This is a genomic window from Janthinobacterium sp. HH102 (assembly GCF_001758625.2).
Taxonomy (GTDB): Bacteria; Pseudomonadota; Gammaproteobacteria; order Burkholderiales; family Burkholderiaceae_D; genus Janthinobacterium.
This window is the reverse complement of the sequence record NZ_CP062062.1, coordinates 957856-983390: the sequence shown is the minus strand read 5'-3', so window position 1 is coordinate 983390 and position 25535 is coordinate 957856. Positions and strand designations below refer to the sequence as shown.

At 64.0% G+C, this 25535-nt stretch carries 21 protein-coding genes; 11 read left to right on the top strand and 10 right to left on the bottom strand.

The features are described from left to right. Positions 1–4: 4 nt before the first annotated feature. Both JAB4_RS04460 and JAB4_RS04455 read right to left on the bottom strand, forming a co-directional pair. On the bottom strand, positions 5–238 hold the full coding sequence (locus JAB4_RS04460; protein WP_070217733.1) for a hypothetical protein: 234 nt from the start codon (positions 236–238) through the stop codon (positions 5–7). A gap of 116 nt (positions 239–354) precedes the next feature. Then, on the bottom strand, positions 355–1461 hold the full coding sequence (locus tag JAB4_RS04455) for an S-(hydroxymethyl)glutathione dehydrogenase/class III alcohol dehydrogenase (protein ID WP_070217735.1): 1107 nt from the start codon (positions 1459–1461) through the stop codon (positions 355–357). Positions 1462–1677: 216 nt separating this feature from the next. Between JAB4_RS04455 and JAB4_RS04450 the strand changes: the two genes are divergently transcribed. From JAB4_RS04450 to JAB4_RS04440, 3 genes are all read left to right on the top strand, one after another. Next, on the top strand, positions 1678–3129 hold the full coding sequence (locus JAB4_RS04450) for a PQQ-dependent sugar dehydrogenase (protein ID WP_070217737.1): 1452 nt from the start codon (positions 1678–1680) through the stop codon (positions 3127–3129). A 132-nt stretch (positions 3130–3261) separates the two neighbouring features. Continuing rightward, positions 3262–3705 carry a thioesterase family protein gene (locus tag JAB4_RS04445; protein WP_070217768.1) on the top strand — a complete coding sequence of 148 codons (444 nt, stop codon included), beginning with the start codon at positions 3262–3264 and terminating at the stop codon, positions 3703–3705. Positions 3706–3776: 71 nt separating this feature from the next. Next, a complete protein-coding gene (locus tag JAB4_RS04440; RefSeq protein ID WP_083287435.1) occupies positions 3777–4562 on the top strand; it encodes a transporter substrate-binding domain-containing protein in 786 nt (261 codons plus the stop codon). Here JAB4_RS04440 and JAB4_RS04435 read toward each other — a convergent pair whose 3' ends face one another. Together JAB4_RS04435 and JAB4_RS04430 are read right to left on the bottom strand one after the other, a co-directional pair. Next, entirely contained in the window at positions 4563–5105 is a 543-nt protein-coding gene (locus JAB4_RS04435) for a DUF3016 domain-containing protein (RefSeq protein WP_070217739.1), read from the bottom strand. It abuts the gene before it with no gap. Positions 5106–5243: 138 nt separating this feature from the next. Beyond that, entirely contained in the window at positions 5244–5747 is a 504-nt protein-coding gene (locus JAB4_RS04430) for a DUF3016 domain-containing protein (RefSeq protein WP_070217741.1), read from the bottom strand. Positions 5748–6181: 434 nt separating this feature from the next. Between JAB4_RS04430 and JAB4_RS04425 the strand changes: the two genes are divergently transcribed. Then, positions 6182–7693, top strand: a complete 1512-nt coding sequence (locus tag JAB4_RS04425) for a DUF3369 domain-containing protein (protein ID WP_070217742.1) — start codon at positions 6182–6184, stop codon at positions 7691–7693. Positions 7694–8076: 383 nt separating this feature from the next. Here the strand turns inward: JAB4_RS04425 and JAB4_RS04420 are convergent, their stop codons facing one another. Further along, positions 8077–10023, bottom strand: coding sequence for a GAF domain-containing sensor histidine kinase (locus tag JAB4_RS04420; RefSeq protein ID WP_070217744.1), 1947 nt, complete (start codon positions 10021–10023; stop codon positions 8077–8079). A gap of 185 nt (positions 10024–10208) precedes the next feature. On the opposite strand from JAB4_RS04420, the gene JAB4_RS04415 reads away from it, so the two are divergent. The 5 genes from JAB4_RS04415 to JAB4_RS04395 all read left to right on the top strand — a co-directional run bounded on the left by JAB4_RS04415 (position 10209) and on the right by JAB4_RS04395 (position 17882). Continuing rightward, the gene (locus JAB4_RS04415; RefSeq protein WP_070217746.1) at positions 10209–11756 is read left to right on the top strand and encodes a C13 family peptidase; all 1548 of its coding nucleotides are present in this window, start codon (positions 10209–10211) and stop codon (positions 11754–11756) included. A 29-nt stretch (positions 11757–11785) separates the two neighbouring features. Next, a complete protein-coding gene (gene czcI / locus JAB4_RS04410) occupies positions 11786–12148 on the top strand; it encodes a cation efflux protein, CzcI family (protein WP_070217748.1) in 363 nt (120 codons plus the stop codon). A 105-nt stretch (positions 12149–12253) separates the two neighbouring features. After that, a complete protein-coding gene (locus JAB4_RS04405; RefSeq protein ID WP_139143870.1) occupies positions 12254–13486 on the top strand; it encodes a TolC family protein in 1233 nt (410 codons plus the stop codon). A 12-nt stretch (positions 13487–13498) separates the two neighbouring features. Beyond that, positions 13499–14716 (top strand): efflux RND transporter periplasmic adaptor subunit, encoded by a 1218-nt coding sequence (locus JAB4_RS04400; protein ID WP_070217750.1) that lies wholly within the window; start codon positions 13499–13501, stop codon positions 14714–14716. 25 nt (positions 14717–14741) lie between these two features. Then, a complete protein-coding gene (locus tag JAB4_RS04395; RefSeq protein ID WP_070217752.1) occupies positions 14742–17882 on the top strand; it encodes a CusA/CzcA family heavy metal efflux RND transporter in 3141 nt (1046 codons plus the stop codon). 423 nt (positions 17883–18305) lie between these two features. Here JAB4_RS04395 and JAB4_RS04390 read toward each other — a convergent pair whose 3' ends face one another. Both JAB4_RS04390 and JAB4_RS04385 read right to left on the bottom strand, forming a co-directional pair. Continuing rightward, positions 18306–18815 (bottom strand): hypothetical protein, encoded by a 510-nt coding sequence (locus tag JAB4_RS04390; protein ID WP_070217754.1) that lies wholly within the window; start codon positions 18813–18815, stop codon positions 18306–18308. Between the two features lie 121 nt (positions 18816–18936). After that, entirely contained in the window at positions 18937–19173 is a 237-nt protein-coding gene (locus tag JAB4_RS04385; RefSeq protein ID WP_070217756.1) for a hypothetical protein, read from the bottom strand. Positions 19174–19384: 211 nt separating this feature from the next. Here JAB4_RS04385 and JAB4_RS04380 point away from each other — a divergent pair, with 211 nt between their 5' ends. Beyond that, positions 19385–19759 carry a hypothetical protein gene (locus tag JAB4_RS04380; RefSeq protein ID WP_083287436.1) on the top strand — a complete coding sequence of 125 codons (375 nt, stop codon included), beginning with the start codon at positions 19385–19387 and terminating at the stop codon, positions 19757–19759. On the opposite strand, the gene JAB4_RS04375 is transcribed toward JAB4_RS04380, so the two are convergent. Further along, the gene (locus JAB4_RS04375; RefSeq protein WP_070217758.1) at positions 19760–22798 is read right to left on the bottom strand and encodes a CHASE domain-containing protein; all 3039 of its coding nucleotides are present in this window, start codon (positions 22796–22798) and stop codon (positions 19760–19762) included. 259 nt (positions 22799–23057) lie between these two features. Here JAB4_RS04375 and JAB4_RS04370 point away from each other — a divergent pair, with 259 nt between their 5' ends. Continuing rightward, positions 23058–23741 carry an AraC family transcriptional regulator gene (locus JAB4_RS04370; protein ID WP_217494535.1) on the top strand — a complete coding sequence of 228 codons (684 nt, stop codon included), beginning with the start codon at positions 23058–23060 and terminating at the stop codon, positions 23739–23741. Positions 23742–23749: 8 nt separating this feature from the next. On the opposite strand, the gene JAB4_RS04365 is transcribed toward JAB4_RS04370, so the two are convergent. Both JAB4_RS04365 and queC read right to left on the bottom strand, forming a co-directional pair. Beyond that, positions 23750–24643: a sterol desaturase family protein gene (locus JAB4_RS04365; protein WP_070217774.1), complete on the bottom strand. Its 894-nt coding sequence runs from the start codon at positions 24641–24643 to the stop codon at positions 23750–23752. A 78-nt stretch (positions 24644–24721) separates the two neighbouring features. Next, positions 24722–25447: a 7-cyano-7-deazaguanine synthase QueC gene (gene queC, locus JAB4_RS04360; protein WP_070217781.1), complete on the bottom strand. Its 726-nt coding sequence runs from the start codon at positions 25445–25447 to the stop codon at positions 24722–24724. Positions 25448–25535: the final 88 nt, after the last annotated feature.

Below are 25535 nucleotides of genomic sequence, written 5' to 3'. Positions count from 1 at the left end.
AAGGTCAGCGCGGCTTGCCGTGACGCACGTGGCGCGTGGCCACTTGGCGGCTTTGCCGGGCCAGCGGCGTGAACATCAGCGCACACAGCAGATAGGTGGCCAGCAGCGCCAGCCAGATGGCGGGCGTGGCGAGGATGGCGACATTGCTCCACCACAAGGCCAGCAGGGAAGACAGGGCCGCGCCGAGGAAGACGGGCAGCATGCGGCGCAAGGTCGCGAGATAGGCAGTGGCAAACATGGACGGCTCCCAAAGCAAGACATGATGTCTTCACACTAGCAGGGGCAGGCAGCGAAGTACAGCCTGCCGCCCAACCCCGTCCGTCAAGTGTTGCGCAATGAGGACATCCGATACGATTAGTACAACACGACGGAACGGATCGATTCGCCGCTCTTCATCAGGTCGAAGCCTTCGTTGATGCGTTCGAGCGGCAAGCGGTGCGTGATCAGGTCGTCAATGTTGAGCTTGCCTTCCATATACCAGTCGACGATCTTCGGCACGTCCGTGCGGCCGCGTGCGCCGCCGAAGGCGGAACCGCGCCATTCGCGCCCCGTCACCAGCTGGAACGGACGCGTGGAAATTTCCTGCCCGGCCGCCGCCACGCCGATGATGAACGATTTGCCCCAGCCCTTGTGCGTGCACTCGAGCGCCTGGCGCATCAGGGTCGTGTTGCCCACGCATTCGAACGAATAATCGGCGCCGCCGTCCGTCAGTTGCACGATGGCGTCGACCACGTTGTCCACTTCGTTCGGGTTGATGAAATGCGTCATGCCGAACTTGCGCGCGATGGCCTGGCGCGCCGGGTTGATGTCCACGCCGATGATTTTATCGGCGCCGACCATCTTCGCCGCCTGGATCACGTTCAGGCCGATGCCGCCCAGGCCGAACACGGCCACGTTAGCGCCCGCCTCGACCTTGGCCGAGAACAGCACGGCGCCCACGCCCGTCGTCACGCCGCAGCCGATGTAGCAGACCTTGTCGAACGGCGCGTCTTCGCGGATTTTTGCGAGAGCGATTTCCGGCACGACGATGTAATTGGAAAAGGTGGACGTGCCCATGTAATGGAACAGCGGCTGGCCATTCAGCGAAAAGCGGCTGGTGGCGTCCGGCATCAGGCCGCGGCCCTGGGTCGAACGGATGGCCTGGCACAGATTCGTCTTTTGCGACAGGCAGAATTTGCACTGGCGGCATTCCGGCGTGTACAGGGGAATGACGTGGTCGTCCTTTTTCAGGGTCGTCACGCCCGGGCCCACGTCGACGACGACGCCGGCGCCTTCATGGCCGAGAATGGCAGGGAAGATGCCTTCCGGATCGGCGCCGGACAAGGTGTAGTAATCGGTATGGCAAATGCCCGTGGCTTTCAGCTCGACCAGTACTTCGCCGGCGCGCGGGCCGGCCAGGTCGACTTCTTCGATGGTCAGCGGGGCACCCGCCTTCCAGGCAATCGCGGCTTTGGTTTTCATGGGGTGTCTTCCTGCTCGGTTTCAGATGCGCCATTATCGGACGCCGGTGAGCGGGGCGGCGCAAGGGACCCCGCGCTTGTCTGAAAACGCGGCGCATTTGTCCGATGGCGCCGCACGTTTGTGCCAGCTCAATCTTCCCGCCCTACAGACGCGCATTCTTGGCACAAGCCCAGCACCGATCGAGCAGCCATTGCCGCGTTCCCGCAGGAGACTGACATGCGCCCTTTCCTTCACCGCTCTGCCCGCCCCTGGCTGGCCCTGCTGCTGGCATGCTGCCTGGCCCTGCTGGCCGCCTGTGGCGGCGGCCATCACCACCCTGTGCCCGGCGCGACCACGGGCGATCTGACCGTCACCATCGGCGGCTTGCCGGCCGGCGTGGCGGGCGCCGTCACGGTCACGGGGCCTGCGTCGTACAGCAAGACATTGACGGCCACCACCACGCTCACCAGCCTGGCGCCCGGCGCCTACACCATCAATGCCACCAGCGTGGCGCAAGGCACGGGAAGCCTGGCGCCCACGCCCGTCACGCAACAGGTGCAAGTCAATGCGGGCACCACGGCCAGCGCCAGCGTCCTGTATGCGGCGGCCGCGCCGCTGGCCCTGCGCCTGCAGGAAGTGGCCAGCGGCTTGAGCTCCCCCCTCTTCCTCACGGCGCCGCCCGGCGACAGCCGCCTTTTCATCGTGGAGCGTCCCGGCCGCATCCGCGTGGTGCAGAACGGCAACCTGCTGGCCACGCCCTTCCTCGACATCAGCACGCTCACCACCACCAGCGGCGAACGGGGCTTGCTGTCGATGGCCTTCCATCCGCAGTACGCCAGCAATGGCTATTTTTTCATCTACTACACCAACCTGGCCGGCGATATCGTCATCGAGCGCAGGCAAGTGTCGGCCGGCAACGCCAACGTGGCCGATCCCCTGTCCGCGCTGACCATCCTCACGATTGCCCACCCCACGTTCAGCAACCACTATGGCGGCTTGCTCAGTTTTGGGCCGGAAGGCTATCTGTATGCGGGCACGGGCGACGGCGGCGGTGGCGGCGACCCGCCCCGCAATGCGCAAAACACGAATGTGCTGCTGGGCAAGCTGCTGCGCCTGGATGTCAACGCCAGCACGGTAGGCCAGCCTTACGCCATTCCGCCCGGCAACCCATTTACCGGCACGGCGGGCGGGCGCGGAGAAATCTGGGCCTACGGCTTGCGCAATCCGTGGCGCTACGCCTTCGACGTGCCGGCCCAGCTGCTGTACATCGCCGACGTGGGCCAGGCCAACTGGGAGGAAGTCGATGTGCGTCCCGTGGGCCAGGCGGGCAACAACTATGGCTGGAACATCATGGAAGGCGCGCACTGTTACAACAGCGCCAGTTGCAATCAGGCGGGTCTGGTATTGCCCGTTATCGAATACGACACCGGCAGTGCGGGCAACTGCTCCATCACGGGCGGCTATGTGTACCGGGGCACGGCCTTGCCGGAACTGGCGGGACAATACCTGTATTCCGACTACTGCGGCGGCTGGCTGAAAAGTTTCAGCTACAGCAATGGCGCCGCCTCCGCTGTGACGGACTGGGGCATCACGAACGTGGGCAACATCCTGTCGTTTGGCCAGGATGCGCAAAACGAGCTGTACATGCTGAGCGGCACGGGCAAGGTGTACCGGATTGTCCGTAAATAAGCATAGGCCAGTCAGCGTGCGCAAGCAGTCATGGCAGCGCACGCCTGAGGCGGTGTTTTTCGACGGGGCACGGCGAACCGGCTAGAATTGGATTTTTTCGCCGCGCCCTGCGCACCAGCCCAAGAGAACACCATGGCCCGTTTGAAACTTGAATTCCCCGAAGACCAGTACTGCTATTCCTCGCAACTGACGGTACGCACGACGGACATCAACGCCGGCAACCATCTCGGCAACGATTCCATGATTTCCATGATTTCCGAGGCGCGCGCCCGCTTCCTGTTCGAATATGGCGTGCGCGACATCGAAGCGGACGGCACCGGCATCATCGTCACCGACCTGGCCACCACCTACCGCGCCGAAGCCCATGCGCGCGACCAGCTGCTGTTCGAAGTGGGCGTCATGGATTTCAACAAGTATGGCGGCGACATCACCTTCCGCATCACGCGTCCGCGCGACAACACCCTGATCGCGATGGCCAAGTCCGGCTTTGTCTTCTTCAACTACAAGCGCAGCCAGGTCGTGCCCATGGCGGAAGAGTTCGCAAGCAAGTTTCCACTGGTGAACTGGATCGATTGAAGGATCGATTAAACGGGCCGTCATGCCGCCATGCTGTATGCTTATCAGGAAGACATTAAATCTGGAGCGGCATGCAATCAGCAATCACGGCAAGACTCTGCCTGGCCCTGGCCCTGTTGGGCATGTTGCCGCCCGCCCTGGCCGCGCCGCAAACCGTGATCCTGTACGGCGACGATGACTATGCGCCGTACAGCTATGTGGAAAACGGCGCTTTCAAGGGCATGTACATCGATATCCTGCGCCAGGCGGCCAGCCGGATGCCCGGGTACCGGCTGGAACTGCAGCCGCGCCCCTGGAAACGGGGGCTCGATGCGCTGGAAAAAGGCAAGGTTTTCGGCTTGTTCCCGCCCGGACGCAAGACGGAACGGCCATACGTGCAGCCGTACTCGGCCATGCTGCACCGCGAATCGGTGGTGCTGTTTTGCCATGACGCCGTCATGCGCACGCCGCGCACGCACTTCCCGGCCGACTTTGCGGGCCTGACCATCGGCGTCAACACAGGATTTTTACTGTCAGAAAAGTTAATGGCGCCCGCCCGCCAGGGGCTGCTGCGCCTGGATGCGGCCAAGGGCAATGAGGCGAATCTGAAGAAACTGGCCCTGCGGCGCATCGATTGCTACGCCAGCGACCGCGGCGCGGCACGCCATACGGCGCGCCGGCTGCAAGGCGAACTGGCCGGCTACGGTTTTCACTTGCGCGAAGTGCTGGAACTGTCGTCCGAAGCCACCTACATCGCCTACAGCGCGCGCAACACGCCTTCCTACAAGACCGATTTCATCGAGAAAATGAATGCCGCCCTGCTTGCCATGCGGCAGAACGGCCAGCTGGCGCACATCGAAGACGCTTATTTGCGTTGATTACCTGCGCTGAACGGCGCGCGGCTGCAAGGTCAGGACGGGACTGCTGCGGCCCTGGGGCTTGACGCCGAAGGTATTCTTGAACCACTCGTCGATCATGCGCTTTTCATAGCGCAAGGCATCGTTGCTGGAATAACGGTTGATATGTTGCAAATAGGACATATCCGACAGATAAGCGTTGCCGCTGGCAATGACTTTGCCATGCTGCTCGAGCGTATAGCGCAAGCGCAGGCGCGGCCAGTCAGCACGGCCCGTCATCACGCGCACATCGAAGGCGCCGCGGCGGGCCGGGTCTTCGCGTCCCGCCAGGTCGACATCGGTGATTTCGATCCTGAGGTCCTGACCGGGGGGCAAGCTCTTGCCCAACCAGCTGAAGTGATCCGCCAGGCCCGCCAGCACCTGCTCCCTGTCGCGCGAGCTGAACGGCACGTCAGAATAGTCGTCGGGTTTTTCGAACGTCACCTGGACGCCCGCCCAGGCACTGCTGCCCGCAGCCAGCGCCAAGGCGGCTATCCATGTTTTCGCCATCGTGGAAATACGCATATGCCTTCCCTCCAGAAAGTTCACGGCCCGGCGGCAGCTCCATGCCGGCCTCTGCCTACCCTGCCTGACTATAGCCTGAAGTGAACATTTCCGTAGCGCAATACGTTTCGCGTGGCGCCACGCGGCTGACCGGGCCGCTTACTTGCGCGCGTGGCGCTTTACCTTGATGCCAAAGGTATCGGCATACCAGTCATCGATCATCAACTTTTCATAGCGCAACTTTTCATTGCTGAAGTAAGGATTGAGACGGGTCAGGTACGACATGTCGGACAGGGCAGCATCGCCGCTGCTGATGACCTTGCCATCCTGTTCCAGCACATAGTGCAGGCGCATGCGCGGCCAGTCGACCCGGCCGTTCATGACGCGGATATCCTGGCCGGCACGCAGCGATGGATTTTCACGTCCCGCCAGGTCCACGTCCGTGACGTCGATTTTCAAGGTTTGCCCGGGCGGCAGCGAGGCGCCCAGTTTCTCGAAATGCCGGCTCAGTTCCTTCAATACCTCGTCACGGTCCTGCGGGTTGAACGGAACGTCCGTGTATTGATCCGGTTTGCTGAACCGCACTTCAGTTCCTGCCCAGGCCGCGCTGCTGGCCAGCAAGGCCAGGCCGGCGATCAGGGCGCGCGTCGTTTGCTTTTGCATGATGTACCCTTTCAGGAAATGTGAGTGGCATGGAGCCACTTCTTATGCCTGTCCAATATAGCGCGCTCCAGTCCCTTCTGGCGCGTAATTCATACCTTGTTACTTTTCCGGTTTTTCGCCAAGAAGGAAAGACGCCGTATTTTTTTGCAGATTCATTAGCAATATTAATTAAAACAAAGTATTGTCTTGAAAATATAGTTGCCTAAGCGATAAAGTATAGATAGTGTAGACAGCATGGATTTAAAGTGCTTTTTTAGCACGTGTGTTGCATGATTTTAGTCAATTGTTCTTGCTTATTGTTAATACTTAGCGGTCGGTCTACAATCGACAGAATGCGCCCGAAAAACGCGCAACGCCGGTCATGGCGCACAGGAATTCCTGGCGCGGGCGTCTCAGCATTGCGTCAGTTATGCCTTTTAGCGGAACTCGCCCTTATGTCATTTTTGTCATCTGCATCGCCCAAGTTACCTCCCTGGAAAGTCCTGCTCGTCGATGATGAACCCGACATCCACGACATCACCGAACTCACGCTGAGCCGTTTCCGTCTCGAGGGCCGCGCCCTGAGCTTTGTGCATGCGTACAGCGGCGCCGAGGCCAAGCAGGTGCTGGCGCGCGAAGAAGGCATCGCGCTCGTCTTCCTCGACGTGGTGATGGAACGCGAAGACAGCGGCCTGGAGGTGGCGCGCTGGATGCGCGAAGACCTGGGCAACCAGTTTACGCGCATCGTGCTGCGCACGGGGCAGCCGGGACAGGCGCCGGAAGAACGGGTGATCGTCAACTACGACATCAACGACTACAAGGAAAAAACCGAGCTCGACCGCACCAAGCTGTTTACCACCACCTTTGCCGCCCTGCGCGCCTACCGCGACATCATGAAGGTGGAAGAGGCGCGCCAGGCCCAGCTGCACTACCGCGAAGGCCTCGAGCGCGTCATCGCCGGCTCGGCGCACATTTTCAAACAGCGCAACCTGCGCGACTTCGCCAGCGGCCTGCTGCAGCAAGTCGTCGCCCTGCTGCGCCTGGAAACGAGCATGCTGCTGCGCCTGCGCGGCGCCAGCGCCATCACGGGCGAGCAGGACTATGAAATCCTCGCGCAGATCGGCGACCATGAAGCCGATGGCGGCATCCTCAGCCCGTCCCTGCTGTCGCAGCTGGACGACGCCAAGAGCAATAAAATTTCGCGCCTGCATGGCGACACCTATGTCGGCTATTTCCCCAACAGCAGCGGCAAGGCCTCCCTGCTGGTGCTCAAGGGCGTGGAAGAGATTTCCGACCTCGACGCGCAATTGCTGGAAGTATTTTGTTCCGGCGTGGCGATCGCTTTCGACAACATCCTGCTGACGCAGGAAATCACCGACACCCAGGCCGAGCTGATCCTGCGCCTGGGCGACGTGGTCGAATCGCGCTCGCACGAAGGCGGCAACCACGTGCGCCGCATGGCCGAAGTGTGCCAGCTGCTGGCGCAGGCCTCCGGCATGTCGGAAGAGGAAACCATGGTGCTGCGCCACGCGGCGCCCATGCACGACATCGGCAAGATTTCCACGCCCGATGCCGTGCTGCTGAAACCTGGCAAGCTCGACGCGGCCGAGTGGGAAATCATGAAGCAGCATCCGACGGTGGGCATGTCCATCCTCGACGGCTCGCAGCGCCCGCTCTTGAAGGCGGCCGCCGTGATCGCCCACCAGCACCATGAAAAATTCGACGGCAGCGGCTACCCGCAAGGCCTGGTGGGCGAAAACATCCACAAATACGCGCGCATCGCCGCCGTCGCCGACGTCTTCGACGCCCTCATGCACAAGCGCTGCTACAAGGATGCCTGGCCATTGGAACGCGTGGTCAGCTACCTGCGCGAAGTGAGCGGCAGCCATTTGGACCCGCAGTATGTGGAGTTGCTGATTGCGAACCTGGACGAGGCCCTGGCGCTGAATCAACGTTTCCCTGATTAAAAGCTGGCGGTGGTGTCGGATTACGCGGCCTTGCCGCTAATCCGACCTACGTGGCATGCCTTGAACTAACGCTTCCCCGATAAAAAGCTGACGTAGGTCGGATTAGGCCGCAGGCCGTAATCCGACACCACCACCGGCCACGCCAACGGTGTTGTCGGATTACCCGATACGCACACCAACAAACCACGCGTCGGCCCAAGCCCCCAACACAGGTATTCCGGGCCAAGCGAGCCTAAAAAATGTCGAGGGCAAGGCGCGGCGACGCAGACAGTACGCATGTACGGCAAGTAGCCGCAACGCCGCCATCGGCATTTTCTCAGGCCCGCGTCTCCGGCCCGCCGTTTTTAGCCTAGCCGCCGGCGTCGGATTACGCGGCCTTGCCGCTAATCCGACCTACGTGGCTCCAGCGGAAAGCGTATCTTGTAATGCAACCCCATCCCCGGCGCACTGACCACCTTCACCGTCCCGCCCAGCGGCCCCGTCACCAGGTTGTACAGGATGTGCGCACCGAGGCCGCTGCCGCCCGAGCCCCGCTTGGTCGTGAAGAAGGGGTCGAACAACTGGCCCAGGGTGGCGCTGTCCATGCCCATGCCGTCGTCGCTGTAGTCGAGTTCCAGCATGTCGCCGGCCGTCCTGGCACTGATCTTGATCCTGCCCGGCTCGCCTTCCGCAAAGCCGTGCACCAGTGAATTGACCACCATGTTCGTGACGATCTGCGAGACGGCGCCCGGATAGCTGCGCAGTTGCACCTCGGGCGCGCAATCGATCTCCACCTTGACCGGCTTGCCCTTGAGCTTGGGTTGCAAGGACAGCAGGATTTCATCGAGGTATTTGCGCAAGTTAAAGCTGCGCAGCTCATCCGAGGACTGGTCCACGGCCACCTGCTTGAAGCTGCGCACCAGCGCCGCGGCGCGCTGCGTGTTGGTCGTCATGATGCGCAGGGTCTGGTCGATGATGTCGAAAAATTGCCGCAAGCCGTCTTCATCGAGCTGGCCGCCGTCCAGGTCTTCGCGCGTGAGCTTCAATTCCTGCACCAGGTGGCTGGTGGCCGTCACGCAGATGCCCAGCGGCGTATTGATTTCATGCGCCACGCCCGCCACCAGGCGTCCCAGGGATGCCAGCTTTTCCTGGCGCACCAGTTCCGACTGCGCTTCCTGCAAGGCGCTCAAGGCGCTGTTCAGGGCCGCATTCTGCTCTTCCAGCGCTTCCTTGGCCTGGCGCATGGCGCTGTCGGCCTGGATGCGGGCCATCGCCACGGCCACATGGCTGGCCATGAAGGCCAGCACGTCCAGTTCCGCCTGCCCATACACGACGGATTCGTCGTAGCTTTGCACGATGATCACGCCATACTTTCTCTCGCCCAGCAGCATGGGCGCGCCCATCCAGCTGGCGATGCCCACATTGCCCAGCGGCTCGTCCATCTCGCCGCTGGCCACCAGCGCCGCATAGCTGTCCGCATCCAGCAGGCACGCCTGCCGGCGCGCCAGCACATAGGAACTCATGCCGATGCCGTAATGAAAGCGTTTTACGGGCGCCTGCGCATCTTTCTCGTCGACGAAATACGGGATCGTGATGTCCTTGTTGTCCGGGTGGTACAGGGCGATGAGGAAATTCTTTGCCGTCACCAGTTCGCTGATGATGGCGTGCAGGCGCGCATACAGGGTCGTCGCGTCGGCCGCCTGCGCCGACAGGTTGGCAATTTCATACAGCGCGTGCTGCAGATTTTCCGCGCGCCGGCGCTCGGCCACCTCGTGCGCCAGCAGGGCCGTGCGCTCCTGCACCGCCTTTTCCAGCCGGTCCATGCTTTGCATGCCTTGCAGGGCGCTCGACACGTGCGTGGCGATCAGCGCGAACAGGGCCTGGTCTTCCAGGCTGAAGCGGTGCTGGGCGTCGTAGCTCTGGATGACGATGGCGCCGAGCACCTGGTGCTGCTGGTCCAGCAGCGGGCAGCCTATCCAGTGCTCGGCCGCCGTGCCGCCGCCCCAGGCGCCGCCGCCGATGGCGCGCATGGCGTCGTCGTCGGCCGTCATCACCAGCTGCTTGCGGTTGACGATGACCCATGCCGTGGGCGACTGCGCGGCGCTGGCCAGGCGCACACCCTCGTCCGGATCGGGCGCGGCGTCGAATTCGTCGACAAAATACGGGAAGCGCACGAGGCCGTCGTCGCGGTCGCTGAGCGCCACGTAAAAGTTCGCCGCATACATGATGCGCCCCAGCGCCGCATGCACCGCCTGCAGGAATTCGCTGATATCGCTGCAGGTGCTCGAGCGCTGCCCGATTTCCAGCAACACGGTTTGAACGGCTTCCAGGCGGCTGAGACGGCTTTCCATGGGTGACTATGTACCTTGTGCAAGTATATGTTCTGAAAATCAATATTATCAGTTCAGCCCAGCCTTGGCACGGCATAAAACGCAGAATCTTGCCTTGAGCGATAGCAACACTCGCCACGCGCGCATTTGCCACCTGGCCGATACAGTGGCAGACTAGGCCCCTTCCTACAGACCAGACCGTCCTCATGACTGCCACGCTACGCGCCTCGCTTCGCCCCTACACCCTCGCCGGCCTGCTGGCCTTTGCCGCGCTGGGCATGCCGCCATTGTGCGCCGCGCCAGCCAAGGCGCCGGCGGCGGAAACGGCCGATGGCGGACGCTATTTCGGTCCCCTCGTCGCGGGCAAGATGCACGGCCAGGGCCGGCTCGAATACGCGAGCGGCGCGTTTTACGAAGGGGGCTTCGCGCGCGGCGTGTTTTCCGGCCAGGGCAAGCTGCGCCAGGCGTCCGGCGTCGAATACACGGGCGCCTTCCGCCAGGGCGCCTTCGACGGCATCGGCCGCTACACCTCGCCCAAGGGCGAAATCTATGCGGGCAGCTTCGTCAACGGCAGCTTCGAGGGGCAAGGCCGCTTCCAGGGCGCCGACGGCGCCACCTTCGAGGGCCATTTCAAGCACTGGCGCCCGCACGGCGCCGGCAAGCTGACCGACACGGACGGCACCGTCTTCGAAGGCGAATTCGTCCAGGGCCAGGTGCAGGGCAAGGCGAAGGTCACCACCAGCGACGGCATCCATTATGAAGGCGAGCTGAAAGACTGGAAATTCGAGGGCGAAGGCGTGCTGCGCACGGCCGACGGCGACGAATACCGGGGCGGCTTCAAGAATGGCCAGTTCGACGGCAAGGGCGTGCTGCGCTATGCCGTGGCGCAGGCGGACGGCCGGCGCGAAGACAGCGGCAACTGGACGGAAGGCCAGCTGGACGACCCGGCCGCAGACAAGCTCACGCGCGACAATATCGAGCTGGCCCTGTACAACCAGCGCAGCCTGCTCGACGGCGCCCTGGCCCGGATCGCGCCGCGCGATGCGGCGAAAAAGATCAATCTGTACCTGCTGGGCGTGGCCGGCGATGGCGCGCAGGAAGTGTTTCACCGCGAAACAGCCTTCGTGCAGCGCCAGTTCGACCGCGATTACGGCACCGTGGGCCGCTCCTTGATGCTCGTCAATAGCCGCAACACGGTGGCGCAGCAGCCGATGGCCACGCGCACCAGCATCGCCGCCAGCCTCGACGCCCTGGGCGCGAAGATGGACAAGGCCAACGACATCCTGTTTTTATTCCTCACCAGCCACGGCTCGCCCGAGCACGAACTGGCGCTGGCGCAAAACGGCATGGACTTGCACAGCCTGCCCGCGCAAGAGCTGGCGGGCATGCTCAAGCACAGCGGCATCCGCTGGAAAGTCATCGTGATCTCGGCCTGCTACGCGGGCGGCTTCATTGCGCCTTTGAGAGATGACAACACCCTCATCATCACGGCCGCGCGCAGCGACCGCACCTCGTTCGGCTGCGACGACCAGAACGATTTTACTTACTTCAGCGAAGCGTATTTCAAGGAAGCCTTGCCCAAGAGCGCCGGCTTTGCCGAGGCCTTCGACAAGGCCAAGGTGCTGGTGCAGGCGCGCGAGGCGGCCGATTTCCTCGAAGGCGGCATGGAGGCGGAAGAGCATTCCGAGCCGCAGCTATTCCAGGGCAAGGCCATCGCCGCGCAGCTGAAGGCGTGGCGCGCCCAGCCACGCTAAGCGCTACTTTCTGTACAATAGGCGTCACCATGCGACGATTCTTCCTCATTTTGCTGCTGTTCGTGCTTCCGCTCCAGATGTCCTGGGCCGCGGCGAGCGCGTATTGCCTGCACGAGGAAGGCAAGGCGGCGCAGCACCTGGGCCACCACAGCCACCAGCACAAGGCCGATGCGGACAAAAAACCCGCCGGCGATAAAGCTGAGCAGCAGAAAAAAGGCCAGCCGCACAGCGATTGCAATGTCTGCCATGGCATCGGCCACGCATGGCTGCCGGCCGGCTCCAGCCTGCCCGTCGGCGACATGGCGTCCGTCAACGCGGACACGTCCCCCTTCTTTTACGCTTCCCACATCCCGGACGCTCCCAAGCGCCCTGACTGGTCGTCGGCCATCTAGGCCGACGGGACGTTTCTTTCACTGATCGCAATATGCGGGCCTGACTAAAGCAGGCGCCAGCCTGCGCGTCCCGTCGAATTCTTTTTCCATTCCCTGGAGAATTCGATGTACCAAATCATCTTGTTACTTTCCGCTGGCCTACTGGCCGGCAACTTTGCGCACGCGCAAACACCTGCGGAACCCGCCGGTCCCCTGACCCTGCCCGCCGCGCTGCTGCTGGCCGAAGACGGCAACGCCACCCTGTCGGCCGCCCGCCATGAACTGGCGGCCCAGGGCGGCGCCCTGCAGCAGGCGCGCGCCCTGCCCAACCCGGAACTGCAAACCGTGCTGGAAGACACGCGGCGCGGCGCGCGCAGCACCACCGTGCAACTGAACCAGCTCATAGAACTGGGCGGCAAGCGGGGTGCGCGCGCCGCCGTCGCGCAGCAGGGCCAGGAACTGGCGCAGGCCGGCCTGTCACTGCAGCAAGCCGACACGCGCGCGCTAGTGACCACCGCCTTTGTCGACGTGCTGGCGGCGCAGGAAGGCTTGCGCCTGGCCGACAGCGCGCAAGCCCTGGCCGCGCGCGCCAGCGACATCACGGCGCGCCGGGTGACGGCCGGCAAGGCCTCCCCTGTCGAGGAAACCCGCGCCAGGGTTGCCGAAGCGAGCGTGCGGCTGGAACTGAACCTGGCCCGCAGCACGCTGACCAGCGCCCGCAAGCGCCTGGCCGCCCTGTGGGGCAATGCCGCGCCCCGCTTTAGCGTAGCCGAGGGCCGGCTGGAAACCTTGCCCGAGCTGCCGCCACGCAGCGAACTGGCGGCACGGCTGGAGCAGGCGCCGGCCGTGCGCCAGGCGCGCAGCGCACTGGCGCAACGGCAAGCCATGCTGGACGTGGAACAGCGTCGCGCCACGCCCGACGTCACGCTCAGCATCGGCATGAAGCGCTCGGAAGAACTGGGCCGCAACCAGGCCATCATCGGCCTGGCCTTGCCGCTGCCGTTGTTCGACCGCAATGCCGGCAACAAGCTCGACGCCTTGCGCCGCAGCGACAAGGCCAGCGACGAGCTGGCCGCCGCCCGCATCGCCGTGCAGACGGACGTGGCCGCCGCCAGCGAACGCCTGGCCACGGCCCGGCTCGACGTGGAAAGCTTGCGCCTGGATATCTTGCCCGGCGCGCAAAGCGCCTACGACGCGGCCAGCAAGGGCTTTGAGTTCGGCAAGTTCGCCTTCCTCGACGTGCTCGATGCCCAGCGCACCTTGCTGCAAGCCAAAAACCAATACCTGCGCGCGCTGACGGAAGCGCAGCACGCCGCCGCCGAGATCGAGCGCCTGCTGGGCACACCAGCTCCCCTGTAAGGAATACCTTCCATGAACATCACACTGAACAAAAAGCAGGCGATCGCCATCGCCTCCATCGCGGCCGCCGGCATCGTGCTGGCCATCCTCATCCTGGGCACGGGCAATTCCAGGACCGCGCCGCCCGCCGCCGCCAAGGCGGAAGCCCACGCTGAAAAGAAAGACGAACACGGCCACGAAGAGGTGGAAGGCAGGCTGGAATTGACGGCGGCGCAAAGCAAGGCAGCCGGCGTCGTCATCGCCACGGCCGCGCCCGGCCGCATCAAGACGACGGTCGCCCTGCCCGGCGAAATCCGTTTCAATGAAGACCGCACGGCCCACGTCGTGCCCCGTCTGGCCGGCGTGGTGGAAGCCGTGCAGGCGGACCTGGGCCAGCTGGTGAAAAAGGGGCAAGTGCTGGCCGTCATCGCCAGCACGGAACTGTCGGAACAGCGCAGCGCGCTGCTGTCGGCGCAGCGGCGGCTCTCCCTGGCCCGCTCTACATACGAGCGCGAAGAAAAACTGTGGCGCGAGAAAATTTCGGCCGAACAGGATTACCTGCAGGCGCAGCAGGCGTGGCGCGAGGCGGAAATCGCCGTGCAGAATGCGCAGCAAAAACTCAGCGCGCTGGGCGCCAGCGGCGCCGGGACCGGGGCCAGCAAAGGGCCGCTGAACCGCTACGAGATCCGCGCGCCGTTCGACGGCATGGTGCTGGAAAAACACATCACCCTGGGCGAAGCCGTCAAGGAAGACGCGAACATCTTCGTTATTTCCGACCTGTCGACCGTGTGGGCGGAAATCGCCGTGCCGGCGAAAGACCTGGCCACCGTGCGCATGGGAGGCAAGGCGGAGGTGAAAGCCAGCGCTTTCGATGCCAGCGCGCAAGGCACGATCACCTACGTGGGCGCACTGCTGGGCGAGCAGACGCGCACGGCCAAGGCACGCATCAGCTTGCAGAACCCGGACATGGCCTGGCGCCCGGGCCTGTTCGTCACGGTGGAAGTGGTGTCCGGTGAAGCGGACGCGCCCGTCACCGTGCAGAGCACGGCCATCCAGACGGTGGAAGACAAGCCCGTCGTCTTCGTGCAGATCAAGGACGGCTACCAGGCCACGCCCGTGGTGCTGGGCCGCAGCGATGGCAATCTGACGCACATCAAGCAGGGCCTGGCCGCCGGCACGCCGTACGCGGCGCAAGGCAGTTTTGTCCTGAAGTCCGAGCTGGGCAAAGATTCTGCCGGCCACGAACATTGATCACGTCAAAGCTAAGGAAACCATCATGTTTGAACGCTTGATCCGCTTCGCCATCGACCAGCGCTGGCTGGTGATGCTGGCCGTGGCCGCGATGGCCGGCCTGGGCATCTACAGCTATCAAAAGCTGCCCATCGACGCCGTGCCCGACATCACCAACGTGCAGGTGCAAATCAATACCCAGTCCGCCGGCTATTCGCCGCTGGAAACCGAACAGCGCGTGACGTTCCCCATCGAGACGGCCATGGCCGGCTTGCCGAACCTGGAACAGACGCGCTCGCTGTCGCGCTATGGCCTGTCGCAGGTGACCGTGATCTTCAAGGATGGCACGGACATCTATTTTGCCCGCCAGATGATCAACGAGCGCTTGCAGGAAGCGAAGGAAAGCTTACCGGCCGGCATCACGCCGAAGATGGGGCCCGTCTCCACGGGCCTCGGTGAAATCTATTTGTGGACGGTGGAAACGGAAAGCGGCGCGAAAAAGCCGGACGGCACGCCCTACACGCCGACGGACTTGCGCGAAATCCAGGACTGGATCATCAAGCCGCAGTTGCGCAATGTCACGGGTGTCACGGAAATCAACGCCATCGGCGGCTACGCCAAGCAATACCAGGTGGCGCCGTATCCGGAAAAACTGGCCGCCTACGGCATCAGCCTGCAAGACGTGGTGACGGCGCTCGAGCGCAACAACAGCAACGTGGGCGCCGGCTACATCGAACGGCAGGGCGAGCAGTTGCTGATACGCGCGCCGGGCCAGGTGGCGTCCAAGGATGACATCGGCAACATCGTCGTCGCCAATGTGCAGGGCGTGGCCATCCGCATCCGCGACGTGGCCGACGTGGTGCTGGGGCGCGAGCTGCGCACGGGCGCGGCCACGGAAAACGGCCGCGAAGTGGTGCTCGGCACCGTCTTCATGCTGATCGGGCAGAACAGCCGCGCCGTGTCGCAAGCCGTCGATAAAAAGATGATCGAGATCAACCGCAGCCTGCCGAAAGGCGTGCACGCCGTCACCGTGTATGACCGCACGGTGCTGGTCGACAAGGCCATCAATACGGTGAAGAAAAACCTGCTCGAAGGCGCCGTGCTGGTGATCGCCATCCTGTTTTTGTTCCTCGGCAATATCCGTGCGGCCGTCATCACGGCCATGGTGATTCCGCTGGCCATGCTGTTCACGTTTACGGGCATGGTGCAATACCATGTGAGCGCCAACCTGATGAGTCTGGGGGCGCTCGATTTCGGCATCATCATCGATGGCGCCGTGGTGATCGTGGAAAACTGCGTGCGCCGCCTGGCCCATGCGCAGCAGAAACTGGGACGGCCGCTGACCTTGCAGGAGCGTTTTCATGAAGTGTTTGCGGCATCGCAAGAAGCGCGCCGCCCCTTGCTGTATGGTCAGCTGATCATCATGGTCGTGTACCTGCCCATCTTCGCGCTGACGGGCGTGGAGGGCCGCATGTTTACGCCGATGGCCCTGACGGTGGTCATCGCCCTGCTCGGCGCCATGCTGCTGTCGATCACCTTCATTCCCGCCGCCGTCGCGCTGTTTATCGGCGACAAGGTGGCGGAGAAGGAAAACGCCATCATGCGCGCCGCCAAGCGCTGGTATGCGCCGCTGCTGGACCAGGTGATGCGCAACACGCCCGTCGTGTTGACGGGCGCGGCGGTAGCCGTCGTGCTGTCCGGCTTGCTGGCCACGCGCATGGGCAGCGAATTCGTGCCCAGCCTGAACGAGGGCGACATCGCCATCCAGGCCCTGCGCATCCCCGGCACCAGCTTGACGCAATCGCTGGCCATGCAGCAGCAGCTGGAAAGCAAGCTGATGGCAAACCACAAGGAAATCGCGCGCGTGTTCGCCCGCACGGGAACGGCCGAGATCGCCTCCGACCCCATGCCGCCGAATATTTCCGATGGCTACATCATGCTGAAACCCCGCGACGCATGGCCAGAACCGAAGAAGTCGCGCGAGCAATTGCTGGCTGAAATCGAAGCGACGGCCACGAGCTTGCCGGGCAATAACTATGAGTTTTCACAACCGATCCAGCTACGCTTCAATGAACTGATTTCCGGCGTGCGCAGCGACGTGGCCGTGAAACTGTTCGGCGACGACATGCTTGTCCTCGACAGCACGGCGGCGAAGATCGCCGGCGTGCTGGGCAAGATTCCCGGCGCAACAGAGGTAAAAGTCGAGCAGACGACGGGGCTGCCCATGCTGACGGTGCAGATCGACCGCGAGCAGACGGCCCGCTATGGCCTCAATATTGCCGACGTGCAAGCGGCGATCGCCACGGCCATCGGCGGGCAAGAGGCGGGTACCCTGTTCCAGGGCGACCGCCGCTTCGACATCGTCGTGCGCCTGCCCGACAGCCTGCGCAGCGACCTGGAGCAACTCAAACGCCTGCCCATCGCCCTGCCCCTGGGCGCGGCGGCGGAAGGCCGTGCCCGCTTCATCCCGCTCGGTGAAGTGGCCAGCCTGCAAGTGGCGCCGGGGCCGAACCAGATCAGCCGCGAAGACGGCAAGCGCCGCATCGTCATCAGCGCCAACGTGCGCGGGCGCGATATCGGCTCGTTTGTTGCGGACGCCACGCAGCAGCTGCAATCGCAGGTGGCCATTCCGGCAGGCTACTGGACCAGCTGGGGCGGCCAGTTCGAGCAGCTGCAATCGGCCACGAAACGCCTGGAACTGGTCGTGCCCGTAGCCTTGGCCCTCGTGTTTGTGTTGCTGTTCGCCATGTTCGGCAACGTGAAGGATGGACTATTGGTCTTCAGCGGCATCCCGTTCGCCTTGACGGGCGGCATCGTCGCCCTGTGGCTGCGCGACATTCCCATGTCGATTTCGGCCGCAGTCGGCTTCATCGCCCTGTCCGGCGTGGCCGTGCTGAACGGCCTGGTGATGATCGCCTACATCCGCCAGCTGCGCGAACAGGGCATGCCCTTGCAGGATGCGATACGCGAGGGGGCCATCACGCGTTTGCGGCCCGTCTTGATGACGGCGTTGGTGGCGTCGCTCGGTTTCGTGCCGATGGCCATTGCCACGGGCACGGGCGCCGAAGTGCAGCGTCCGCTGGCCACCGTGGTGATCGGCGGCATTTTATCGTCGACGGCATTGACGCTGCTGGTGCTGCCGCTGTTGTACCGGCTGGTGTATGCCGTAAGAGGCAGGTCGGATTAGCGGGGGCCGCCGAGGTCGCAAGCGCGTCATCCGACACATTGTTGACGCTGCTGGTGACGTCGGATGACGGCCTTGCAGGCCTGATCCGACCCACCTGGCCATGCGTCGATTCCGCGGACGTAGGTCAGATTAGCTCCGAAGGAGCGTCATCCGACACATTATTGACGCTGGCGGTAACGTCGGATGACGGCCTTTCAGGCCTGATCCGACCTACCTGGCCATGCGTCGGTTCCGCGGACGCAGGTCGGATTAGCTCCGAAGGAGCGTCATCCGACACATTATTGACGCTGGCGGTAACGTCGGATGACGGCCTTGCAAACCTGATCCGACCTACCTGGCCATGCGTCGGTTCCGCGGACGCAGGTCGGATTAGCTCCGAAGGAGCGTCATCCGACACCAGCACCAGCGCCAACAATATGCAGCTTAGGGCCGGCGGTAGCCGCCTTCGATCCAGTTCGCGGCGGACGTGGCGTTGAACTTGAACGCGGCCGAGGTGCGCACCTTGGCGATCTGTTCGCCGTCGGCGTCGTAGGCGCTCAGTTCCGCGTACGGGTGGTCTTCGTCGGGCACGATGTCGAACATCACCTTGATCTGCCCCTCGTCGGTGGCGACGAACAGGTTCTTGTGCAGTTGCGCATGCAGCTGCTGCTCGTGGCGGCGCAGCACCTCGGACGCCGTCTTGACCAGGGTGTTGAAGGCGTTGACGTCGAGCGGCTTCGGGTTTTTCTTGTCGCGGCCCATGGTCCACGGGCCCACGAGGGCCGGCTCCGGTTCGCCATCCTTGATCATGGCCACGGCCCAGCCTTCATCTTCCTCGTTCTTGATCACGCGCGCCGTCCAGCCATTGCCTACCCACAGGCGCGGCTCCTGGATCGGGGCGTCATTGTCCTGCTCGGCGGATTCGTCGGAAAAGTCGGGAAAATCGGTACTCATGGCGGTGCTCGTGATGGAAGGTCGGGGCTAGCATGATAGTCGAAAACGCCCGCCCGTGCCGCCTTGCCGGCGGCAACGGTGAACCTTCAACACTTCCTTCCGGCACCTTCCCGGGCAACTGTCAGCACATGGACATGGCAGGCCGGTTGGGCCAGGTCAGCGGCGGGCCGGGCGGTACCCAGCGCGGGTCGATGGCCGGCAGCGGCGCATGATAATTAAAAGGATTGATGATGATCGGCGGGATCGCCGATGGCGCGCCGACGGGCTCGGCGCAGGACTGCGTGGCGCTACGCTGGCGCGTGGTTCGATGGTGAAAAAGGGATAGCGATTGATCCCCGGTATCTGCAAACAAAAGCATGTTGCCCTCCTTGCGAGACTGAGGTGTTCAGTATAGGACGGCTTGCGCACATTACAAGAAAAGAAATCTTGTTCCAGATCAGTGTTTTCTGGGCGCCAGCGCCTTCCATACCGTGAAAATGACGGCCTGTCGCACGCCGCTGGCGGCAAGCGGGGCGCGCGCCTACAGTGTGACCATGCAATACCCGATCACCCACACACCGAGGCTTACCATGAAAAAATTGCTCACCTTCGTCCTCATCGTCATGCTCGCCTGCCTGTTCCTCGACAAAATCGGCGCCACGGACATGCACATGCAGCTCAACGGCGACGAGATCGACGGACCGCTGGAGTGGCTGTTCGGCCTGGTGTTTGCCGGCGGCGGCTTGCTGATCGCCGCCATTGCGCTGGTATGCGGCGCCGTCGTCACGGGCGTGGTACTGGCCGGCGTGGGCGTGGTGCTGATCGCCGTCGTGGCCCTGTGCGTGGCGCTGGCGCTGGCCTTGAGCACGCCCGTGCTGCTGCCGCTCTTGATTCCCGTCGCCATCGTCTGGCTGATCGTCAGCCGCAACCGCAAGCAGGCACAGACGCGTCAGCACAGCCTGTAATCACTGCGCCATGAACTTGCTGAGCACGCCGTCGCCGCCGCCGTCATTCTGTTCGATGCGGTTGCGCCCGCCCCGCTTGGCCCGGTACAGCGCCTCGTCGGCGCGCGCCAGCACGGCGTCGCAATCGGCATCGGTACCGACCATGGCGGCCATGCCGATGCTCACCGTGATGGTGAGCACAATGCCGCCATCGATGGTCAGCGAACTTTCCGCCACGCGCCGGCGCAGCCGTTCGGCAAACACGGCGGCGGCGCTCAGATCCGTCCCCGGCAGCAAGATGGCGAATTCCTCGCCGCCCACGCGGCCCGGTACGTCGACCTTGCGCAGCGCCTGGCACATCAGCGCGCCCAGGTGACGCAGCACGGCATCGCCCACGGCGTGGCCATGCTCGTCGTTGACGCGCTTGAAGTGATCGATGTCGAGCATCAGCACGCTGGCGCAGCTGGCCAGCTCGCGCTGCAAGCGGGCATGCTCGTTTTCCAGCGATGCCATGAAGTGACGGCGGTTCGGCAAGCCGGTCAGGAAATCCGTGGTGGCCAGCTGCAACAGTTCCGCGTTCATGCGCTTGCGCTCGGTGATATCGAGCGAAGACACCATGACGAAATCGAGGCTGTCCGCATGCCCGGGCATCACCAGCAGGCTCAATTCATTTTGCCGCGCCGCGCCGTCGAGACGCACGAAGCTGCTTTCGCACTCGTACAGGTGGGCGCCGCCAGCCAGCGCCAGCAACGCATCGCCGAAACGGGGCAAGGCGCTGTCATCGAAATTCTGTGCCAGGCTCAGCGCGCCGCGGCGCTGGTCGTCCTCGTTGGCGCGCACCTGCGCCAGCGCGGCACCGTTCGCATCGATGATGCGCACCAGGCCCGCCAGCTTCCGCAGCGCGTCCGGATTGGCCTGGAAGTGGGCGCCCAGGTCGCGCACGCCCGCCTGCTCGAGCGCGTCGAGCGCAGCGCGCACGGCCGACCAGTCCTGCTCCCACAGGGCCACGGGCGCGTGGTCGTACAGGCTGCGGAAACGCGCTTCGCCGGCGCGCAGGGCCAGCGCCACCTGCGCCTGCTCGATGGCCATGCCGGCCAGGTGCGCCGCCTCGCTGAGCCGCGCCAGATGCGCCGCGCCCGGCAAGGTCGGCTGGCGGTGATACGCCATCAGCACCCCGAGCAGCTTGCCCGAGCCGCCACGCACGGGCTCGGCCCAGCATGATTGCAGCTGGGCCCGGTACGCCAGTTCCATCGTTTCCTGCACATTGGCATGCAGGTCGCCCACGATCACGCGCTGGCCGTCGCGCACGGCCTGCGCGGCGATGCCATGCACGCCCTGCAGGGTGTCGAGGTCGTGTCCATGGCTGGACAGGTTGAAAAACGCGGGCAAGCTCGGCGCCGCGCCCAGCACCAGGCGGTGGCGGCTTTCATCGAGCAGCAAGATGCTGCACAGCATGGCGGGATGGTCGGCTTGCACGCTGAGCACCACGCTTTCCAGCACCCGTTCCAGCGGCGCGCCCGTGGCCAGCATTTCCAGCACTTGCCGCCGCGTATGCTCGCGCCGCTCCATCTGGCTGCGCTCGCTGATATCGCGGAAGGTCCACAGGCGCGCCTGCTCATTGCCCAGCTGCATGCTGCGCACATATTGTTCGACCACCCGTCCATCGCGCAGGTGCAGCACGTCGCGCCGCTCGCGATGGCCGTGCGGCGCATGGGCGCGTGCTCCCAGGAAAGGTGCAGCCTGCTCCAGCTGGCTTTCCACATGGCGCACCAGCGCCGCGCCATCGGCTTGCCAGTCGAGCGCGTCGGGCACTTGCCACAGATCGCGGAAACGCCGGTTCGAGGTAAAGATGCGGCCATTGATGTTGTCGACCAGAATGCCGTCGATGGTCGAATCGAGGATGCTGCGCAGCATGGCCTGGCTCCGTTGCGCCGCCTCGGCCATCGCCAGCACGCTCGCCTGCCCCTGCTCGAGCTGGCCGGTCAGCTCGCTCGAGCGCGCCAGCGCCGCCTGGGCGCGGGCGCGGCCCGCCGCCAGCAGCCAGGCCGCCAGCGCCAGCACGATGCTGGCCAGCAAACCGGTCCAGGCCACCAGGCGCGGCCGCGCCAGCAGCTCGCCATCGAAGCCCGGCATGGCGCGCACGCGCAAGGTCCACGGCCGCCCGGCGATGGTGATGACTTGCCGCGATAACAGGCTGTCCGAGGCGGCAGAGGACAAGCCGCCCGGCAGGCTGTCGTACATCAGGGCCGCCTCGGCCAGCTGCGCGCCGTCATAGATTTCCAGGTCCAGCTGGCGCGCCGCCTCGCCGCCCACGCCCGCCATCAGGTCGCCCATGCGGAACGGCGCAAACACCCAGGCGCGCAAGGCGGCGCGCCGCTGCTCCACGCTGGCATGCGGCAAGCCGTTGTCATACACGGGCAGCACAACCAGGAAACCATGCGCCTGGTCGCTGCCGCCATCCTGCACCAGGTGTATCTTGCCTGTCATGGCGGCCTGGCCCGTGTCGCGCGCCTGCTCGAGCGCGGTGCGACGCACGGATTCGGACCAGATGTCATAGCCGAATGCCAGCAGGTTGCTGTCGCTTAAAGGTTCCAGATACGTGATGGGCGCATGCCAGACCCGCTGGCCCTGTGGACGCACGGCATAGCCGGGATAGCCTTCCGCGCGTACGCTGGCCTCGTGCCGCGCCAGGGCGGCGCCGGGCACCAGCGGCAGGTAGCCGATGCCGTGAATGCCGGGAAAGTTTCGGTCGACCTGCTGCACCGCCAGATAGGCATGGAATTCGCGGCGCGTGACTTCCTGCGAACTGGCATACAGTCCCTGCACCCCGTGCAGCACCTGGATATAGGTCCGCATGCGGCCGGCGATGTTGTTCACCAGTTCGCGCACGCGGAAATCGAAATCGGCCTGCACCTGCTGTTCGCTGGCGTCGTGGGCATTGCGCCAGGCGCCATACGTCAATCCCAGGCACAGCGCCAGCACCAGCGTGGCCAAGGCGCGCGGCCCCACCCAGTGCGACACTGGCCGGGCAAACCACGACGAAGACGCGCGTGTAGACATGGCAGGCTGACAGGCAGGACGACATCAAACCGCGACACTGCCGGCAACATGGCTGGCAGCGGGCTGCACGATTACCATCGGTAGTCGATGAGAATGATAGTACGTTACAGCGGGCGCCCTTGCAATGCCGAATATTGTATTAAAAAGACCACATATTTCATCGATGCAATGATGTGTACTCCAGGAAAATTCAATGCCATGAAAACCATTCCCGCCGGCTGCTATGATCGCCCCGTCATCCATCATCAGGGAGCCGCGTTTGCAGCACGATAGCTGGCAGGGAACACTGTGGCTGGCGCCGGATTTTGCCATCTTGCATGGCGCAGCGGGCGCCACGGACAGTCACGCCCATTATGCGCACCAGCTGATGCTGAGCACGGGCGCGCCCTTCACGGCCGAGCTCGACGGCATCGTCCACACGGCGCGGCACTTGCTGGTCGAAAGCCTGCGCCCGCACGCCATCGTCGGCGCACCGGCGCCCATGCTGACCATCTATGCGGAACCGCAGCGCCTGGGCGGTGGAGCCTTGCTGGCGGCCGCCGCCCATGCTGGCGCGCCCACGCTGGAGCATGTCGCCGCCGCATTGCAGGCCCAGCCGCGCGAGCCCTTGCCCGATCCCCGCTTGCGGCGCGCGCTGGAGCAGGTCGACATATTGTTGTCGGGCAAGGTCAGCGCGGCGGCCGTGGCCGGGGCCGCGCATTTGTCGCTGAGCCAGCTGGAACGCCTGTTCAACGCCCAGCTGGGCTTGCCCGTGCGGCGGCTGGTGCTGTGGCGCCGCTTGCGCCTGGCCATCCGTTTCATCTTGCTCGGCAGCACTCTGACGGACGCGGCCCACGGCGCCGGCTTTGCCGATGCCGCGCATTTTTCGCGCACCATGCGCAGCCTGTTCGGCGTGCGCGCCGACCGCAGCTTGCGCCAGCTCGACGTCAAGCTGCTCGATTGACCTGCCGGCTACGACCCGTTGCGCAAGCCGGCCGGCAGCTCGGGCGCGCGCACGCCCTCTTCCGCGCGGAACGGCTCGATCAATTGCGCCCCATATGCGACGGGGTAATCGGGCCGGCTGCCGATGCCCAGGTCCTCGCTCCGCATGCGGTAGCCCGGGGCGTCGAAACAGGTGCCCAGCAGGCGGTCCCAGCACGTAAAAAACAGGCCGAAATTCACGTCGCCGGCCGTGCCGTACTTCATGTGATGAAAACGGTGCAGCGGCGCCCAGGCAAACACGTGGCGCAGCGGCCCCATGCGCATGTCGACATTCGCGTGCTGCAGCAACAGCTGGATCGCCACGGCAAACGCCAGCACGGCCATGACACGCTCCGGTATGCCCAGCAGCAGCAAGGGCAGCATGCCGCCCGCCGCTTCCAGCAGCAGATGCAGCGGGTGTTTCATCCAGCCATTGAAACCATACAGGCGCTGCACGCTGTGGTGCACGGCATGCAGTTTCCACAGAAAGTAATAATGATGACTCAGGTAATGCACCAGGGTAATGCCGCAGTCGGCGATAAGGATGGCCAGCAGCAGTTGCGCCCCGAACGGCAGCTGGACTGGCCAGAATGCGCCCAGCGCCAGGTGTCCTGCCAGCAAGGGAAAGGCAGCCAGGCCCAGCAGGTACAGCGCCTCGTTGACGAGCGCATGCACGACATCGCGCCAGCCGTCGCCGTGCGCATGGTTCCACGCGCCGTCATACGGCAGGTAGCGTTCGGCAAGAAAGGACGTGAGCAGGGCCAGCAGCAGCAAGGGCGGCAAGACCCAGAGGGAATAGTGGCACACCGCGATCAGGCAAGCGGCGGCGCCGATGAAGCCGGCCCAGAAGACGGGGCCGTACAGCGCGGCAAAGAGGGATGTCATGGCAAGGCGCTCCTGTGGCAAAAACCACAGCATGGCTTGTCCCCCTGCCGCGCCGCTTGAAGAAACGGCGCAAACTGATTATTTCAGGGCCGGTTTCGCCGCCTTCCTCGCCGCGTATTGCTGGTAGCCGTTCGCGCGCAGGGAGCAGGCCGGGCAAGTGCCGCAGCCGTAGCCCCAGTCGTGCAATTCGCCCCGCTCGCCCAGGTAGCAGGTGTGCGTGCCGCTGCGGATCAGGTCGACCAGCGGCTGGCCGCCCAGGTCTTCCGCCAGGTCCCAGCTTTGCGCCTTGTCCAGCCACATCAGCGGCGTTTCCAGCTTCAATCGCGTATTCATGCCCAGGTTCAGGGCCACTTGCAGCGCTTTCATTGTGTCGTCGCGGCAATCCGGGTAGCCGGAAAAATCCGTCTCGCACATGCCACCCACCAGCACCGTCAAGCCGCGGCGGTAGGCCACGGTGGCGGCCACCGTCATGAACAGCAAGTTACGGCCGGGCACGAAGGTGTTCGGCAAGCCGTTTTCCTGCATGACGATCTCGACGTTCTGCGTCATGGCCGTATCGGAAATGGCGGAAATCAATGACAGGTCGATCATGTGATCCTGGCCCAGGCGGCTGTCCCACTCGGGCGACTGCCGGCGCATCTGCTCGAGCACGCCGGGACGCACGGTCAGTTCGATCGCATGGCGCTGTCCATAGTCAAAACCGATGGTTTCCACTCGGCTATAGTGCTTGAGAGCCCAGGCCAGGCAGGTGGTGGAATCTTGTCCACCGCTAAAGAGCACCAGTGCGGAGTCCGTTGCTAGCATAATTTCTTTCTTTTCAGTTTGATTCTGTTCCAATTGTGCGCGGAGAAACATGATTCCCAGCGCAAAAAATACTTATTCGTCCGCCATC

Coding starts and splice junctions, on each gene's coding strand:
- JAB4_RS04460 (WP_070217733.1), bottom strand. CDS start 238: ATGTTTGCCACTGCCTATCTCGCGACCTTGCGCCGCATGCTGCCCGTC.
- JAB4_RS04455 (WP_070217735.1), bottom strand. CDS start 1,461: ATGAAAACCAAAGCCGCGATTGCCTGGAAGGCGGGTGCCCCGCTGACC.
- JAB4_RS04450 (WP_070217737.1), top strand. CDS start 1,678: ATGCGCCCTTTCCTTCACCGCTCTGCCCGCCCCTGGCTGGCCCTGCTG.
- JAB4_RS04445 (WP_070217768.1), top strand. CDS start 3,262: ATGGCCCGTTTGAAACTTGAATTCCCCGAAGACCAGTACTGCTATTCC.
- JAB4_RS04440 (WP_083287435.1), top strand. CDS start 3,777: ATGCAATCAGCAATCACGGCAAGACTCTGCCTGGCCCTGGCCCTGTTG.
- JAB4_RS04435 (WP_070217739.1), bottom strand. CDS start 5,105: ATGCGTATTTCCACGATGGCGAAAACATGGATAGCCGCCTTGGCGCTG.
- JAB4_RS04430 (WP_070217741.1), bottom strand. CDS start 5,747: ATGCAAAAGCAAACGACGCGCGCCCTGATCGCCGGCCTGGCCTTGCTG.
- JAB4_RS04425 (WP_070217742.1), top strand. CDS start 6,182: ATGTCATTTTTGTCATCTGCATCGCCCAAGTTACCTCCCTGGAAAGTC.
- JAB4_RS04420 (WP_070217744.1), bottom strand. CDS start 10,023: ATGGAAAGCCGTCTCAGCCGCCTGGAAGCCGTTCAAACCGTGTTGCTG.
- JAB4_RS04415 (WP_070217746.1), top strand. CDS start 10,209: ATGACTGCCACGCTACGCGCCTCGCTTCGCCCCTACACCCTCGCCGGC.
- czcI (WP_070217748.1), top strand. CDS start 11,786: ATGCGACGATTCTTCCTCATTTTGCTGCTGTTCGTGCTTCCGCTCCAG.
- JAB4_RS04405 (WP_139143870.1), top strand. CDS start 12,254: ATGTACCAAATCATCTTGTTACTTTCCGCTGGCCTACTGGCCGGCAAC.
- JAB4_RS04400 (WP_070217750.1), top strand. CDS start 13,499: ATGAACATCACACTGAACAAAAAGCAGGCGATCGCCATCGCCTCCATC.
- JAB4_RS04395 (WP_070217752.1), top strand. CDS start 14,742: ATGTTTGAACGCTTGATCCGCTTCGCCATCGACCAGCGCTGGCTGGTG.
- JAB4_RS04390 (WP_070217754.1), bottom strand. CDS start 18,815: ATGAGTACCGATTTTCCCGACTTTTCCGACGAATCCGCCGAGCAGGAC.
- JAB4_RS04385 (WP_070217756.1), bottom strand. CDS start 19,173: ATGCTTTTGTTTGCAGATACCGGGGATCAATCGCTATCCCTTTTTCAC.
- JAB4_RS04380 (WP_083287436.1), top strand. CDS start 19,385: ATGAAAAAATTGCTCACCTTCGTCCTCATCGTCATGCTCGCCTGCCTG.
- JAB4_RS04375 (WP_070217758.1), bottom strand. CDS start 22,798: ATGTCTACACGCGCGTCTTCGTCGTGGTTTGCCCGGCCAGTGTCGCAC.
- JAB4_RS04365 (WP_070217774.1), bottom strand. CDS start 24,643: ATGACATCCCTCTTTGCCGCGCTGTACGGCCCCGTCTTCTGGGCCGGC.
- queC (WP_070217781.1), bottom strand. CDS start 25,447: ATGCTAGCAACGGACTCCGCACTGGTGCTCTTTAGCGGTGGACAAGAT.